The following is a 15,753-nucleotide window of genomic DNA, read 5'->3' as shown; positions in this document are numbered from 1 at the left end:
GGGGGTCACCCGGCCGCGCGACTCGTACGCCGGTCCCGGCTGGTGCCGGGATCGGTTCCTGGCGGCCGCGCCTGGCCCCGGTGGGGGTTGCCGCGCGGCGCGAGCCGGATTCATGGCCGAACCCGGTTCGGGAGCGCCGACGCCCAGTCGTGCCTGCCGCGTGGGTGCGCGGAGGTCGCGGCTGCGCTGCCGTCGTGGCCTCCATATTCGCATCAGCGGTGAGTCGTCCCACAGTCCGCCCGTCCCGCACCCCGGCACGGATCCGCTTCGTTACCTGAAATGCACGAGTGTCCAAAGCAACGCCGTGCGACCGAACAGGCGGTGTTCGTCACCATTCGGGTAGATACGCGTGTCGACACGCGGTGCGGGGTTGGCCTACCCAGAGTGACTGACTCAGGCTGTTCGCGCGGACTGACGAGCCAGCTGCGGCGGTCCACCGGGCCCGTAGCCGACGGTCCTGGCCAGGGGCGACGACGAGGAGCGAAGGTGTCCGAACCAGGTGAGGGTCCCGGGGTGGTGGGCCTCGGCCGGCACCGGGCACCCGGCGGCTACCGCCGGGTGGTGGGTGTGCACCGAGCCGCCCGTACCGCTGGCCCCACCCGGGGTTATCTGCTCACCGTGGCGCTGCTCGCCGGCACCGCCTCGATGCCGGTCCTTGCCGCCATCAGCACCGGTTCCGCGACGGTCGGCAGCACCGCGCTGCCGGACAGCAGTACGCCCTTCATCCCGACGCCCTCGATCGGCCCGGTGGTCATCCCGCCGCCGCCCAGCGGCGCTCCGACGGCCACCGGGTCGGCGCTGCCGTCGGCCGGACCGGTCGCCGCGCCCGTCGATCCGACGGTGGAAAAGGATCGGCCCGACCCGGTGCCCACCGTCACGTCGGTCGAACCACCGGTACGCCGACCGGAGCCACCCGCGATCTCCCCGGTGCCCTGGCCAGCCATTCCCACGCCGGAACCGTCGCCAGCGCCGCACCCGAGCCCGCCATCACCACCCGGCTCACCGTCGCCCGCGCCCGAGCCCACACCCGAGCCGAGCGCGTCCGTGGAGCCGAGTGCATCGGTGACGCCCAGCGCGTCCGTGGAGCCAAGTGCGTCGGGAGGGCCTGGGCCGCCGAAAGAGCCTGGGCCGTCGGGAGAGCCGAGCGCGCCCGCCGAGCCTGAACCGTCGTCGGAGCCGAGTGCGTCGTCGGAGCCGAGCGCGTCGGTGGAGCCGGGTGAGTCGGTCGGTCCGACCGGGCAGGTGTCCGGTCTTTTCCCGGTCGCGCTGTCCGGTTGAGCGGGGAAGGACCGTCAGTCGTCGTCGGCGAGGCGGTGGCGGTTGGCGTCGATCCAGGCATCGAGGGCGGCCGCATCGTCCGGATCGATGCCGTCGGCCATCAACTGGGCGACGGCGGCGGTCGCCGGGCTACGCCGCTCGCCCGTGGCGTAGAGCCGGGCGAACTCCGGCACCATCTCCTCGATCGCGGCGTCCGTCGAGGCCGCCGCCGGTGCGGACAACCCGCGTCGACGGGCGGCGTAACCGGCCCAGGCGCGTAGCACCCGGGGCAGCATCGCCGCGTCGTCCATGTCCAGCACGGCGCGACGGTGTACCCAGTCGAGCAGGAAGAGCCCGGCCACCGTCGGGCTCCACCGCAGCGGGTCGGCGTCCGGAAAGGTCGCCGCGTGGTCCAGCAGCAGACCCAGGCAGAAGTGCAGCGAGGCCAGCTCCGCGTCATCGACGATGGTGACCAGCCCGGCCCGGGCCGCCTCGGGAGAGGCCAGGAAACGCCGGATCTCCTCGCCCCGCTCGGCCTCCGGCAGCGGATCATCGGCTGGCGGAGGCGGTGCCGCCGCGGCGGGCAGAATCGCCAACCGGGCCCCGACCAGCGCGCGGTCCGTGGCCAGTGAACTCGCCCCGGGCAGTTGCCCCAACCGGTCGGTGACCGCCAGGTGCCGGCTCACCTCGCCCCGCACTCGGATCGGATCCTCCTCCCGGAACCAGGTCAGCTCGTCGGCCGCGCACAGCTTCCGGACCTGCTCCAGGATCACGTCGGCCGGCCCGCCGACGAAGACGTCCTTGGTGATGCCGATGTTGTGGTCGACCAGCGCCACCAGTGCGTGCTCCGGCCCGCCGGTGTCGTCGTCGTAGGCGAAGGTGGCCAGGTACGAGGTCTGGTCGCCGTAGACGTCGCCGTACGCCCAACTGCCGGTGAGGTGCACCCGGCCGAGCTGACCGGACCAGGCCGGTGCGCTGGCGCCGGGGCGTACCCGGTCCGCGCCGGTCGCGTCCGGCACCAGGGCCGCGAAGACCGCGCGGACGGTGGTCGCCGCCGCAGCCCGCCGGCGCGAGGTGGCCGCGAGGAAATTGGCGACGAATTCCCGCACCGCCGACTCCCGGTCCGTCTCGGCGATCTCGTACACACTGCCCAGCAGCGCTGCGCCGAGCATCTCCGCGTCGAGGGCCGAGTCGAGCTTGGTCACGTCGCGTGCGGCGTGCAGCACCGCCTCGTAGGGGGTTTGTGGCGTGGCCATGACCCCGACCCTACGCCGCTCACCGCCCGATCACGCGGTGAGCGGGCCGAGCCCGCTCGCGGGCGGCCGGCCTCACCGGTGGCGGGCGACCTCCAGGACGGTTCGCGCGTCGGCGTGCGCGGCGATCACCGCGCGCACCGGGGCGAGTACGGACTCGTCACCGACGGCGGCCACCGCCGCGGTCAACCGTGCCTGTGCCCGTTGCCCGGCACGCCGCGCGGCCCACCGGGCGATGGGACGGGTCAGCGCGGCCAGCAGCAGCCCCGCCAGCAGCCCACCGAGCAGCAGCAGGGTCGGCACCGGCACCTCGCCGACCATCGGGTGCCGCAGCTCGGGCAGGCCGAGGGCCCGCAGCGCGTAGCCGAGGAGCAACCAGCCCAGCCCGGCCACGGCGGCGAGGGTCACCAGCCACTGCACCCCGCCGACCAGTCGCCACCAGAACCGGGGTCGGTCCATGCCCAGGTCGGCACCGGCGACCGCGCGGTCCAGGGCGTCCGGCAGGTCGCCGAGACGGGACCGGGCCGCCATGGTCACCGCGTTCGGCCAGGCGCTCGGCAGGCCGGACCCGGCCCGCTCGGCCACCGTACGCAGGGCCAGCGCCATCGCGGACTTGTCGGCGGCGCTGGGCTCGGGCACCGAGGTCGCGGCGACCAGACTTTCCGCCGGGTCGGCCGGCGGACCGGAGAGGTGCAGCCGGCGCAGCGGATCGGGACGCAGCCGTCGCCAGAACCGGACCAGCGGCCAGCCGGTGGCCGAGGCGGCCCGATGCCGGTAGGCGTCTTCGACCGAGGCCGCCACCGTCGGCACCCCCGCCGCCGCGCTCAGCGCCCGGTTCAGCGTGCCGACGGCGGGATCGTCCGGGGCGAGCGCCGTCCCGGGTGCCCCGACCATCTCGTCCAGCGCGGCGACCACGCCGTCCACGTCCCCGGAGAGCCGGCGCAGCGCGGCCTGCCGCTCGGCGACGGTACGCTCCAGCGCCTCCCGCAGACCGTCCGGACCGTTCGGGTCCGCGACGGTGGTGGCCAGCAGCGGGACTCCGTCCAGCCCGTCGGCGTCGAGCAGCCGGCGCAGGTCGGCGAGGACCCGGGGTACGTCGGCCGGCGCCAGCCGGTCGGCCTGGTTGAGCACGACCAGGGTGACGTCGCGATGTCGGTGGAACTCCCGGAGGTAGTGGCGGTGCACCACCCGGTCGGCGTACTTCTGCGGGTCGACCACCCAGACCACGAGGTCCACCAGGCCGAGCAGTCGGTCCACCTCGAGCCGGTGCGAGTGCTGCACCGAGTCGAGGTCCGGCAGGTCGAGCAGGATCAGTCCGTGCAGCGCGAACTCGTCGTCGCCGTCCAGCACGCTCTCCCGGACGAACCGGTGCCGGGGCAGCACGCCGAGCCAGTCGAGCAACCGGCTGCCGCCGTCGAGCGGTCCCCAGACGCAGGCGTGGGCCACGCCGGTGGTGGGTCGGCGCACCCCGGCGGGCGACAGCTCCATCCGGGCCATCGCGTTGAACAGGCTCGACTTGCCGCTGCCGGTCGCGCCGGCCAGGGCCACGACGGTGTGGTCACGGGACAGCGCCAGCCGGGTCCCGGCCCGCTCGACCAGGGTGCGCGCCGGCACCAGCGCAGTGTCCGGCAGGTGCCCGTCGACGATGCCCAGGAACCGCTGCACCGCCTCCAGTCGGGCGGCCAGCTGATCGGCGTCCACCCGCCCGTCGGCCCGCAACGCCTCGCGCAGGCGTCCGCCCAGGCCGCTCACCGAATCTCCTCGCCGGGCACCGGAGCGGCGGAGCGCGGTGCCGATCTGGTCTGCTCGTTCACGGATGCTGCCGCCCCTCATCCGCCGGCGCCGCGCTGGCGAATCCGCTGTGCAGCCGGGCCGTCTCGACCCGGTCGGCCGCCCGGCGCAGCTCCGCCGCGGTCCGGGCGGCCGGTCGCGACTGCTCCGTCCGGGCCAGGTAGCGGGCGGCCTCGGCGTCCAGCAGGAACCGTACCCGCTTCAACAGGTCCTCCCGGGCCTTGCCGGCCAGCGTACGGACAGCCTGATCACCGAAGATCGCCTGAAGCACCGCCTGCCCGGCGACGGTGGTACCCGCGCCGGTGGCGACCTCCAACCCGGTCGGGATGAACGCGGTCGAGGCGAAGACCGCGATCATCACGACCAGCCCGGTGGCATTGACCGCGTACGCCGCCGTCCGGGCCACGAAGCGCCGGTCGCCGCCCTCGGCGTGGACCAGCTCCAGCACGCCACGTTGCCAGTCACGGATCAACCGCTCGACCCGTTCGGGCAGGTCGGGAGAGTGGTGGGCCAGGCCCGGTTCGAGCAGTGCGGCCCCGGCGGGGTGCGCCTTCCACCCGGTGTACGCGTGCTCGGCCGCCTCGGCCGCCACGCCGAGCAGCAGGATCGACAGCTGGGATTCGATCGCGTCGCGTAGCTGCACCGCCGGTGCCGGTCGCCGGCCGAACGCGGCCACCACCCGGTCGCGCAGCCGGCCGATCCGCGCCTCCAGCGTGCGGAGGAACTCGCTGGTGCCGATGAAATCCTGCCAGCGGGCGAGCACCTCGCCGCGGAGCATCCGGCCGTCGCGCAGCCCCTGCTCGACCGTCCGGTTCGCGGCCCGATACGCGGCTCGTACCCGGTCGTCCAAGGCGTCGGCGGCGGACACCTGCTCGTCGGCGGCCTCGGCCAGGCTCCGCACCGCGGGTTGCAGCGCGGCCAGGGCACCGCCCAGGGTCTGCCGCACCACCGCCGAGCGGGCGTCCGCGTCGGCGGCGAGCCGGGCGAACCAGTCCGCCAGCGGGGCGGTGACCCGGTCGGGCAGCAGGCCCTGCCCGTCGACCCAGGTCTCGGGTAGGACGAACAGCGGCGCCGAGCCGAGATCCTGCTCGGCGAGCATCTCGGCGAGGTGGGCGGCGACCTCGTCGGTGGCCTCCGCCGGCACCCGGTCGAGCACCAGGGCGATCGCCGCGCCGCGGGCCCGCGCGCCGTGCAGCAGCTCCCAGGGGACGGCGTCGGCGTAGCGGGCGGCGGTGGTCACGAAGAGCCAGAGGTCGGCGGCGGCGAGCAGTTGACCGGCCAGCGCGCGGTTGGCGTCGACCACCGAGTCGATGTCGGGGGCGTCCAGGAACGCCAGCCCGGGAGGCAGCGCCGGGGCGGTGACCAGGTGCAGGGTGCCCGGGTCCGCGCTGGGGTGGTTGGTACGGGTCAGACCGGGCAGCAGCTCGCCCCGGCGGAACCAGGGCGAGTCGGCCGGATTGCAGACCAGGACCGGGGACCGGGTGGTGGGTCGCAGCACTCCGACGGCGCTGACCCGGGCCTGCACCAGACTGTTGACCAGGGTCGACTTGCCGGCGCCGGTGGAACCGCCCACCACCACGAGCAGCGGCGCGTCGAGGCGGGAGAGCCGGGGCAGCAGGTAGTCGTCGAGCTGGTCGGCGAGGGCGGCGCCGATCCGCTCGGCCGGTTCGGCCGAGGGCAGGGCCAGCGAAAACCGTGCTGCCCCGATCGCGGCGCGCAGGCCGGTCAGGGCGTCGGGAAGGTGGTCGTCCCCAGTTGCGGGCCGGCCCCTCCCGGCGTCGGTGAAGCCGGTGCGGGCTGCGACGGCGGGCGCGCCGGAGAGGTGGGCGGGATCGCCGTTCGTCGTCACCGCTAAAGCGTGCCCGACCGACACAAGGTAAGACAACCAGTCCCTAGCGAGCGACAACTTGCGCCGATCCGACTCAACTTGATTTGACGATCGCGGCGGGCGTGGCACTATTGAGTCAAGTTCACTCAACTTGAGGTGGGGTCGCTGCGGGCGGCGCCCGCCGGACAGCGGCGACGGGCAGACCCGTCTGCTGCTCAACGTTACGAAGCGAGGAAGCGAAGATGGCACGTGCGGTCGGTATCGACCTCGGCACGACGAACTCCTGCGTCAGCGTTCTGGAGGGCGGTGAGCCCACCGTCATCGCCAACGCTGAGGGCTCGCGGACGACCCCGTCGATCGTCGCGTTCGCCCGCAACGGCGAGGTGCTCGTCGGCGAGGTCGCCAAGCGCCAGGCGGTGACGAACCCGGACCGGACGATCCGCTCGGTCAAGCGGGAGGTCGGCAGCAACTGGTCCGTCGACATCGACGGCAAGAAGTACACCTCGCAGGAGATCTCGGCCCGGACGCTGATGAAGCTGAAGCGCGACGCCGAGGCGTACCTGGGCGAGCAGATCACCGACGCGGTGATCACCGTCCCGGCCTACTTCAACGACGGCCAGCGCCAGGCCACCAAGGAGGCCGGTGAGATCGCCGGCTTCAACGTGCTGCGGATCGTGAACGAGCCGACCGCGGCCGCCCTGGCGTACGGGCTGGACAAGGGCTCCAAGGAGCAGACCGTCCTGGTCTTCGACCTCGGTGGCGGCACCTTCGACGTGTCGCTGCTCGAGCTGGCCGAGGGCGTCGTCGAGGTCAAGTCGACCAGCGGTGACAACCAGCTCGGCGGTGACGACTGGGACCAGCGCGTCATCGACCACCTGGTCAAGACCTTCCGCGGCGAGCACGGCATCGACCTCTCGCAGGACAAGATGGCGGTGCAGCGGCTCAAGGAGGCGGCCGAGAAGGCGAAGATCGAGCTGTCCGCCGCGACCACCACCAACATCAACCTGCCGTACATCACCGCCGGTGCCGCCGGCCCGCTGCACCTCGACGTGACGCTCAGCCGCGCCGAGTTCCAGCGGATGACGCAGGATCTGCTGGACCGCTGCAAGGTCCCGTTCGAGCAGGCCGTGAAGGACGCCGGGATCAAGATCTCCGACGTCGACCACGTCATCCTGGTCGGTGGCTCGACCCGGATGCCGGCCGTGACCGACCTGGTCAAGCAGCTCACCGGCAAGGAACCCAACAAGGGCGTCAACCCGGACGAGGTCGTCGCCGTCGGCGCCGCTCTCCAGGCCGGTGTGCTCAAGGGCGAGGTCAAGGACGTCCTGCTGCTCGACGTGACGCCGCTGAGCCTGGGCATCGAGACCAAGGGCGGCATCTTCACCAAGCTGATCGAGCGCAACACCACCATCCCGACCAAGCGGTCCGAGGTGTTCACCACCGCCGACGACAACCAGCCGTCGGTGCTCATCCAGGTCTTCCAGGGCGAGCGCGAGATCGCCGCGTACAACAAGAAGCTCGGCACCTTCGAGCTGACCGGTCTTCCGCCGGCGCCGCGCGGCGTGCCGCAGATCGAGGTCACCTTCGACATCGACGCCAACGGCATCGTCAACGTCCACGCCAAGGACCTGGGCACCGGCAAGGAACAGAAGATGACCATCACCGGCGGCTCCTCGCTGCCGAAGGATGACATCGAGCGGATGCGTCGGGACGCCGAGGAGCACGCGGAGGAGGACAAGCGCCGCCGCGACGAGGCGGAGAGCCGCAACGTGGCCGAGGCTCTGCAGTGGCAGACCGAGAAGTTCCTCGCCGAGAACGGGGACAAGCTCCCCGCCGAGAACCGCGAGAAGCTCAACGACGCCCTCGGCGAGCTACGTGGCGCGCTCGGTGGCAGCGACATCGATAAGATCAAGTCGGCGCACGAGCAGTTGGCGCAGGTCTCGCAGGAGGCGGGCTCGCTGCTCTACGCCCAGCAGGCCGAGCAGGCCCCGGCGGACGGTGCGGCCGGTGCGGGCGCGGCCGGCGGTGCCCAGGCCGGCGGCGGTACGCAGGCCGGCGGTGCCGACGACGTGGTCGACGCGGAGATCGTGGACGAGGACAAGAAGTGACGGTCCTGGTGGACTCGAACTCACAGGCAAGGGATGAGGTAGTCGAATGACGGAGAAGCCCCGAGCCGCTGACCCGGGTGACACCGGGTCGGCGCCGGGTGGTTCGGCGCCCGAGTCGACCCCCGGCGAGGCGCCGCGGGTTGTCATCCGCAACAACCGCAAGATCAACCAGACCAGCGAGCCGGACGGCGCGGCGGCCGACGCCGGCTCGGACGCCCCGGCGGAGGGTCTGGTCGAGGACGCCGAGGTCGTGGTCGACGCGATCGAGATGGAAACCACGGCGCTCAGCGACTCGGCGACCGACGGGCCGCCGGTGGTGGACTCTCCCGCAGATCCGGCGGAAGATCGGCCGGCCGGGGAATCCGGCGGGCTCGCCGCCGAGCTGGAGGCGCTCCGCGCCGAGCTGGAGGAGCGTACGCGCGACGTGCAGCGCGTGTCGGCCGAGTACGCCAACTACCGCAAGCGGGTCGAGCGCGACCGCAGCCTGGTCACCGAGCAGGCGACCGGCTCCGTGCTCGCCGCCCTGCTGCCGATCCTGGACGACCTGGACCGCGCCCGGGACCACGGCGACCTGGTCGGCCCGTTCGGCTCGGTGGCCGAGCAACTGATCACCGCGTTGGGCAAGTTCGGGCTGGCCCCGTTCGGTGAGCAGGGTGATCCGTTCGACCCGACGCGGCACGAGGCGGTGACCCACCAGACCTCGGCCGACGTCACCGAGCCGACCTGCGTGCAGGTGATGCGCCGCGGCTACCAGATCGGTGAGCGACTGCTGCGGCCCGCGCTGGTCGCGGTCGCCGATCCGGAATAGTGCACGACGGTGACCGGGCCGTCCCGACTGCCGAGCTTCGGCGGACGGGACGGCCCCGGCCCGGAGGCGGGGAGGAGGTGGACGGTTGAGTTCCAAGGACTGGATCGAGAAGGACTACTACGCGGTCCTGGGCGTGGCGAAGACCGCCCCCGCTGACGAGATCAAGAAGGCGTACCGGAAGCTGGCCCGCGAGTCGCACCCGGACCACAACCCCGGTGAGCCCGGGGCCGAGGAGCGTTTCAAGGTGGTCTCCGAGGCGTACGCGGTGCTCGGCGACGACGCCAAGCGCCGCGAGTACGACGAGATGCGTTCGCTGTTCGGCTCGGGTGCCTTCCGGCGTGGCGCCCGCCAGCCGGGCCAGCCTGGCGGTGTGCCGTTCGACGTGTCGGATCTGTTCGGTGCTGGCTCGTCCGGCGGTGGTCGGTTCGCCGGGGGTGGCATCTCGGACCTGTTCAGCTCGATCTTCTCCGGCGGCCCGGGAGGTGGGGGCGCACCCGGTCCGGCGCGTGGTCGCGACATCGAGACCGAGGTGGCGCTCGACTTCGACGACGCCGTCCAGGGAGTCACCCTGCCCCTGACGCTGCGGGCCCCCGGAGTCTGCGACACCTGTCACGGCAGCGGCGCCAAGCCGGGCACCCAGCCGCGGACCTGCCCGATCTGTCACGGCGCCGGAGTGACCACCCGAAATCAGGGGGCGTTCAGCTTCTCCGAGCCCTGCCGCAACTGTCAGGGCGTCGGCACGGTCGTCGACGAGAAGTGCCCGGAATGCCAGGGCACGGGTGGCGTCACCAAGACCCGTACGCTCAACGTCCGTTTTCCGGCCGGAGTGGCCGACGGGCAGCGGATCCGACTGGCCGGCCGGGGTGAGCCGGGCGAGCGCGGCGGCCCGGCGGGCGACCTGTTCGTGCACGTCAAGGTCCGGCCGGACGAGCTGTTCGGGCGCACCGGCGACGACCTCACCCTGACCGTCCCGATCACGTTCGCGGAGGCGGTGCTCGGCACCGACCTGCGGGTGCCGACCCTCGACGGCGCGGTCACCCTGCGGGTGCCGCCGGGCACGCCGAGCGGACGGATCCTGCGGGCCCGGGGCAAGGGCGTGGTGCGCCGGGACGGTCAGGCCGGTGACCTGCTCATCACGCTCGACGTGGTGGTGCCGGCGCAGCTGTCCGCCGAGGCCCGGACGGCCCTGGAGACCTTCGCCGCGCAGACCCCGCCGGCCGGGCGGGAACATCTCGACGCGCGGGTGCGTCGGTTTGGTTGATCGGTGAAGCGGTGCGGAGGTGAGTGGGATGACGGACGGGTTCGTCGGTTCGGATGACCCTGCCTACGAGGTCAAGGTGCTGATGATCTCGGTCGCGGCGCGGATGGCGGGGATGCATCCGCAGACGCTGCGCCAATACGACCGGCTCGGCCTGGTGCAGGCGGGTCGGGCGGCCGGAGGTGGGCGGCGGTACAGCGTTCGGGACGTGGTGCTGCTGCGCGAGGTGCAGCGGCTCAGCCAGGACGACGGGGTGAACCTCGCCGGGATCAAGCGGATCATCGGCCTGGAGCGGCTGTTGGAGCAGGCCCAGCAGCGGGTCGCCGAGATGGAGGCCGAACTGGAGGCGGCGTACCGCCGAGTGGCCGAACTCGAGTCGCTGGCTCGCTTCCCCGGCCGCGACCTGGTGCCGACCAACCAGACCTCCACCGCCCTGGTGGTTTGGCGTCCCCGCCGCAGCCCGGGTCGCTGACCTGCGCTTTTCGCCGGGTTCCGGTGGGGCGTGATGGTGGTGTGGCCCCACCGTGCCCGGCTCCGGGACCCACGTAACAGGGCGCGCAGGGCTGGGGGCGAGGCCGCGTCCTCACCTTGGCAACGTCGCGCAGGACACCGCAACTGGCGCCCTTCCGCGCAAGACACCGCAACTGGCGGCCTCAACCGGTCTGGATACCCCGACATGCCGCAGCCCGCGCCGCTCACCGGTCCGGATACCCCGATATGCCGTAACCTGCGCCGGCCTCACCGGTCCGGATACCCCGATATGCCGTAACCTGCGCGGCCATCACCTCTGATGAAGCGCTGCCACGCCTGGACCAGCGCAGCCTATTGCCGGTTTCCCTCAGCGGGATCAACCGGAGGGGTCATCAGCCCTGCTCGTCGCCCTCTGTGGGGCGGGGCGGGCGGTTGTGTCGCGCCCACTCGTCCACCTCGTCCGCGTCCCAGACCGTCGTACCGATCAGCCGGGCCAGCGGCTCAGGGAAGCCGGGTCGGCGAGTGATCTGGAGAACGCGCTGCCGCGACACGCCGAACAGAGCAGCCAGCTCGCCCGGTCCGTACAAGCGCGGTCGCTTCACGCCCTGACCGTACAGTGAGACCCTTTACGATTGCTACTTAGAGATTGACAAGGGCTTCGTGGGCGGGCGGTAGCTCGGGCTGGACATGGCCGACCTGACCCGCCTCGGTCCGGAGCCGCCCGACCCACTGGTGATGCATGTGCGTTTTCCTCGGCTGGGTCCGCAAGCCGACCCGGTGACCGCCTCCGATCGGGGGTGATCGCGGTCTGACCTGATCGCATTCCGGAAAAACCCGAGCGGGGAACGGGTTGGCTTCGTTAGCCTTCAGGAGTCAGGAGCAAACTATCTCAAACCGGACTCCGATCTGGCGGGAAGCATGACGGAAGCGGCGAAGAAGGTGGCCGAAGACGCGGAGCACCGGCTCGACAGCCTGGCTGAGGACGTTCGGCGGCGATTCGACCGGATTCTCAAGGGGCGCTTCTCCGACCAGGTCAAGGCCGGCAGGTTCAGCGACCAGGCCGGCAGGCTCGGCGACCGTGATCCCAGTGAGAGCGACCATGGGGGCCGGGGCGGCCGGGGCGGCCACGGGGTCGGGCAGGCGCGTACCGATCAGCATCGCCGGGAGCGGGGCGGATCGCGCTGATCGATCCGTTGATGACGTGCGGGCCGGGAGCCACGGGGGGTCCCGGCCCGTTCGCCGTCAACGACGGAATCCTCGTGCGGAACGTCTTCCTCCGTACCAAAATCTGGGACGCTCTCCGCTTGATCCACGCAGTTTCGGGGAAGTTGCTGCCTCACGGGCGCGCTGACACCGCAACTTCGCCGAAGTTGCGTGGATCAAGCGGGCCTGCGAGCCGGCGGGCAGTCGGGCCGGCGGGCAGTCGGGCCGGCGGGTTGAGGGCCGGGAACGGGCTAGAGGCGGCGGTTTTCGCGGACCAGGCCGCCCTCGCACCACTCGCGGTAGACGAACATCTCCGGCCGGGTCAGCAGCACCCGGCTGTTGTGCGCCCAGTTGCGCATCAGCTCGTCACCGTTGCGTTCGGCCTGATCGACCAGTTTGCGGAAGCGCCGCTTCGGATGGGCCCGGAAGTTCGTCCGGATCCCGTCGGCGGCGTAGATGTAGAGGCAGTGCAGGGCGAACCGGCGGGCCGGGCAGTTCGGGTCCATCGCCAACTCGAACAGCGTGCCGATCAGCCGATCGCCGGAGACCAACAGGTCCCAGTCCGGTGGCATGGAAGCCAACGGGACCGAATCGGGGTGGTACGCCCACGCGCGCAACTCCGCCGGGGTCGGATCGACGGGGTTGGCGAAGCCGTGGAACGTTGACTCCTGCACGCTCACCGGCCAACCTTCCGCTCTGCCCGCGGGGGAGTGGCCCTCCTCCGCGAACCCTGGCTGCTGGGGCGACACCGTAGCGCGGTACCGGTGAGTATGGGTAGCCCCTACGAGGAGCAATTCTCCGATCCGTTGGCGCGGCCGGGTCACCCGGACGGCCGACCGAGCAAAATCAGGCTGGTCCGGCGGCCGATGCCGTCCTGGTCTGCTGGATCGCCGCGCGTGCCCGCAGCCACCGCTTGAACCAGGTGAGGTCCGGCAGCCGGGCGAGCATCGGCCCGGCCACCACTGTGATCAGCACGTACGTCGCCGCGAGCGCGGCCAGCTCCGGGGTGACGCTGCCGGCGCCCACCGCGAGCCCGGCGATGACGATGGAGAACTCACCTCGGGGCACCAGGGCCAGGCCGGCCCGCCAGCGACCCGGTTCAGCGATGCCCACCCGCCGTGCCGCCAGGTACCCGGTCAGCGTCTTGGTCGCCATGGTGACCACCGCCAGCAGCAGCGCCGGCAGCAGCACCGGCGGGATGTGTCGCGGGTCGGTGGCCAGCCCGAAGAAGACGAAGAAGACGGCGGCGAACAAATCGCGCACCGGGGTCAGCAGTTCGGTGGCGTGGTGGGCCACCGGCCCGGAGAGCGCGATTCCGACCAGGAACGCGCCCACCGCAGCCGACACCTGGAGCTTCGCCGCGACCCCGGCCACGAGCAGGGTCAGGCCGAGCACCCCGAGCAGCAGCGATTCGGAGTTGTCGACGGACATGGCCCTCGAGATGAGCTTGCCGTAGCGGATGGCGACCACCAGCACGGTGACCACGGTCAGCACGGCGACTCCGAGGGCGACACCGCCCCGCACGAACCCGACCCCGGCTAGCAGCGCGGTCGCCAGCGGCAGGTAGAACGCCATCGCCAGGTCCTCGACCACCAGCACCGAGAGGATCACCGGCGTCTCCCGGTTGCCGAGCCGGCCCAGGTCGGCCAGGATCTTGGCGATCACCCCGGAAGAGGAGACCCAGGTGATCCCGGCGAGTACCACCGCGCCGACCCAGTTCCAGCCGAGCAGCAGGGCGAACGCCGCGCCCGGCAGCGCGTTGAGCACCGCGTCGATCGACCCGGCCAGGGCGGCCGACCGCAGGTTGCCGACCAACTCGACGGCTGAGTATTCGAGGCCGAGCATCAGCAGCAGCAGGATCACGCCGATTTCCGCACCGATGGCGAAGAACTCCTCGCTGGCGTGCAGTTCCAGGATGCCGCCGTGGCCGAGCGTGAGCCCCGCGAGCAGGTACAGCGGGATCGGTGACAGGCCGATCCGGCGACCGAGTCGGCCGAGCAGTCCGAGCAGGAACAGCAGCGCGCCGACCTGGATGAGCAGGCTCGTGAAGTCGTGCACCCCGGTCAGCCAGCCGGGTCGTCGTTGGCGAAGGTCGCGCTCGCCCCGTCCAGACCCTGCCGGTTGCCGACCACCACCACCACGTCGCCGGCCTTGAAGCGGAAGGCCGGTGCCGGCGAGACGATCACCTCATCGGCACGCAGGACGGCCACGATCGAGGCACCCGTACGGCTGCGTATCTGCGCGTCGCCCATTGGTCGGTCGACGTAGGCCGAGGAGGCGGGGATGACGATCTGCTCGGTGAGCAGCCCGGCGGCCTGCTCGCGCAGCCCGGAGAGTTGCCCGAGGATCAGCGACGCGCCGAGGAGGTCGGCCAACACCGTCGCCTCGTCGTCGGTGAGCGGAATGTCCGCAGCGCAGCCGTCCGGGTCGTCCGGGTCGTAGAGCACCAGGTTGCGTTGACCGCTGCGGTGGGAGACGACCCCCAACCGGCGGCCGGATTCCGTCATCATGTCGTGACGTACGCCGATTCCCGGCAGGGCCGTCTGTTCCACGCGTACTCGCACGGCCTCAGGCTACTTACACGTGGAGGCGCAATGGTTTCCCGCCGGGCTCGTCGGGTGGTCGCACTTGTTCTGGTGGCTGCCGTGTCGGGCTGTTCGATCGGGGACATCCGCCGGACCCCGCCCGCACCGCCGTCGGCCAGCGTCAAGCCTTCCGAATCGGCTGACCTGCCGCCGACCATCGATCCCGTCGCGGAGGTCCGCCGTCATCGACTCGCAGTCCCGCAGCGGTACGACCGGCCGCACGTGGAGTTCGTCGACGCCGAGCTGGGGTACGCCCTCTTCGCCGCCTGCGACGGCCAGCCGTCCGGCCCGGACTGCCCCGCGCTGCTCTGGTCGACCCGGGATGGCGGCCGGTCCTGGCAGCGGCTGCGCCACCCGAGGCCGATCGCCGACGAGCAGCAGATGTACACCGCGCCGGGCGTGCTGGCCCTGCTGGCGAAGCCGCATGGCTGGTGGACGTCCACCGACGGCGGCCGAAGCTTCCGACACAGCCCGAGCGAGGCCGATCCCCCGCAGTGGCAGGCCGCTCAGGGGCGGTTCCAGCTCGTCCAAGGCACGGGAAAGGTTGGCCGGTGGACCGGCACCAAACTGCGCCCGCTGCCCACCCAACCGCGGCTGCCCGCGCTGAACACGGTGCTCGAACTCGACGGGCGCAGCGTGTCGTCGGGTGGTACGGAGTTCGACGGACCGCTGGTGGCGGCCGGGGCGGGCGAGGACGGCCGGCCGTACGCGGCGATCTCCTGGAACGAGGGGAGGAGTTGGCAGGAGACCCCGGTGCCCGAGTTCGATGGCGAAGTGGGGGTGCTCCGGGTGAAGGCGGTGTCCGATGGGCTCTGGCTGGTCGGTGAGCGACCCGACCGGATCAGCTTCCCGGCGCTGTGGCGGCTTGCCGGCCAGTCCTGGCAGCGAGTACGAGCCGAGGGGCAGCCGGAGTCGGGACAGGCCGTTCCGCTGGGCGCCGGAGTGGTGGCGGTGATCAGCCCGCGCGGCGCGGGAGCGCTGGTCGGCGGCCGGTACGTCGATCTGCCCTGGCCGGTGACCGCCGAGCACCACCTACAGCTGTTGCCCGACGGCACCCTGGTGGCCAGTGGGCCGGAGAGCGTTCTGCTCGGCACCGGCCACTTCGGCGACCGCACCTGGGCGGCGGTGGTCATCGAGACCGACTGACACGACGAGTGGTGTAGGTCACAGCGGTAGGGTTGAGTGGAATAG

14 protein-coding genes are annotated in these 15,753 nt (G+C 72.0%); 6 read left to right on the top strand and 8 right to left on the bottom strand.

Annotated features, from left to right (window positions below; translation table 11 throughout):
- Window positions 1-605: 605 nt before the first annotated feature.
- The 4 genes from IEY61_RS15185 to IEY61_RS15170 form a co-directional block, all read right to left on the bottom strand.
- A complete protein-coding gene (locus IEY61_RS15185; protein WP_373293161.1) occupies window positions 606-944 on the bottom strand; it encodes a hypothetical protein in 339 nt (112 codons plus the stop codon).
- Between the two features lie 348 nt (window positions 945-1,292).
- A complete protein-coding gene (locus tag IEY61_RS15180) occupies window positions 1,293-2,513 on the bottom strand; it encodes a hypothetical protein (protein WP_189044664.1) in 1,221 nt (406 codons plus the stop codon).
- A 72-nt stretch (window positions 2,514-2,585) separates the two neighbouring features.
- Complete coding sequence (locus IEY61_RS15175; RefSeq protein WP_229705919.1) at window positions 2,586-4,262, bottom strand: GTPase; 1,677 nt, start codon at window positions 4,260-4,262, stop codon at window positions 2,586-2,588.
- A 58-nt stretch (window positions 4,263-4,320) separates the two neighbouring features.
- Window positions 4,321-6,150: a GTPase domain-containing protein gene (locus IEY61_RS15170; RefSeq protein ID WP_189044660.1), complete on the bottom strand. Its 1,830-nt coding sequence runs from the start codon at window positions 6,148-6,150 to the stop codon at window positions 4,321-4,323.
- Window positions 6,151-6,371: 221 nt separating this feature from the next.
- On the opposite strand from IEY61_RS15170, the gene dnaK reads away from it, so the two are divergent.
- From dnaK to IEY61_RS15150, 4 genes are all read left to right on the top strand, one after another.
- Complete coding sequence (gene dnaK / locus IEY61_RS15165; protein ID WP_189044658.1) at window positions 6,372-8,237, top strand: molecular chaperone DnaK; 1,866 nt, start codon at window positions 6,372-6,374, stop codon at window positions 8,235-8,237.
- Between the two features lie 46 nt (window positions 8,238-8,283).
- On the top strand, window positions 8,284-9,045 hold the full coding sequence (gene grpE, locus IEY61_RS15160; RefSeq protein ID WP_189044656.1) for a nucleotide exchange factor GrpE: 762 nt from the start codon (window positions 8,284-8,286) through the stop codon (window positions 9,043-9,045).
- A gap of 85 nt (window positions 9,046-9,130) precedes the next feature.
- Window positions 9,131-10,306 (top strand): molecular chaperone DnaJ, encoded by a 1,176-nt coding sequence (dnaJ, locus tag IEY61_RS15155; protein WP_189044654.1) that lies wholly within the window; start codon window positions 9,131-9,133, stop codon window positions 10,304-10,306.
- Window positions 10,307-10,334: 28 nt separating this feature from the next.
- Window positions 10,335-10,775, top strand: coding sequence for a heat shock protein transcriptional repressor HspR (locus IEY61_RS15150; protein WP_189044652.1), 441 nt, complete (start codon window positions 10,335-10,337; stop codon window positions 10,773-10,775).
- Between the two features lie 391 nt (window positions 10,776-11,166).
- Here the strand turns inward: IEY61_RS15150 and IEY61_RS15145 are convergent, their stop codons facing one another.
- Complete coding sequence (locus IEY61_RS15145; protein WP_189044650.1) at window positions 11,167-11,376, bottom strand: helix-turn-helix transcriptional regulator; 210 nt, start codon at window positions 11,374-11,376, stop codon at window positions 11,167-11,169.
- A gap of 316 nt (window positions 11,377-11,692) precedes the next feature.
- Between IEY61_RS15145 and IEY61_RS15140 the strand changes: the two genes are divergently transcribed.
- Window positions 11,693-11,959, top strand: coding sequence for a hypothetical protein (locus IEY61_RS15140; protein WP_189044648.1), 267 nt, complete (start codon window positions 11,693-11,695; stop codon window positions 11,957-11,959).
- Between the two features lie 269 nt (window positions 11,960-12,228).
- On the opposite strand, the gene IEY61_RS15135 is transcribed toward IEY61_RS15140, so the two are convergent.
- From IEY61_RS15135 to IEY61_RS15125, 3 genes are all read right to left on the bottom strand, one after another.
- Window positions 12,229-12,657: a hypothetical protein gene (locus IEY61_RS15135; RefSeq protein ID WP_189044646.1), complete on the bottom strand. Its 429-nt coding sequence runs from the start codon at window positions 12,655-12,657 to the stop codon at window positions 12,229-12,231.
- 166 nt (window positions 12,658-12,823) lie between these two features.
- Entirely contained in the window at window positions 12,824-14,035 is a 1,212-nt protein-coding gene (locus IEY61_RS15130; RefSeq protein ID WP_189044644.1) for a cation:proton antiporter, read from the bottom strand.
- Window positions 14,036-14,040: 5 nt separating this feature from the next.
- Entirely contained in the window at window positions 14,041-14,541 is a 501-nt protein-coding gene (locus tag IEY61_RS15125; protein ID WP_189044641.1) for a cation:proton antiporter regulatory subunit, read from the bottom strand.
- Window positions 14,542-14,613: 72 nt separating this feature from the next.
- Here IEY61_RS15125 and IEY61_RS15120 point away from each other — a divergent pair, with 72 nt between their 5' ends.
- Window positions 14,614-15,708 carry a beta propeller repeat protein gene (locus IEY61_RS15120; RefSeq protein ID WP_189044639.1) on the top strand — a complete coding sequence of 365 codons (1,095 nt, stop codon included), beginning with the start codon at window positions 14,614-14,616 and terminating at the stop codon, window positions 15,706-15,708.
- Window positions 15,709-15,753: the final 45 nt, after the last annotated feature.

Origin of the sequence: Micromonospora sonchi, from assembly GCF_014646235.1 — a bacterium.
Taxonomy (GTDB): domain Bacteria; phylum Actinomycetota; class Actinomycetes; order Mycobacteriales; family Micromonosporaceae; genus Micromonospora; species Micromonospora sonchi.
Note: the sequence above shows the minus strand (reverse complement) of the source record. Positions and strands in the feature narration are given on the sequence as shown.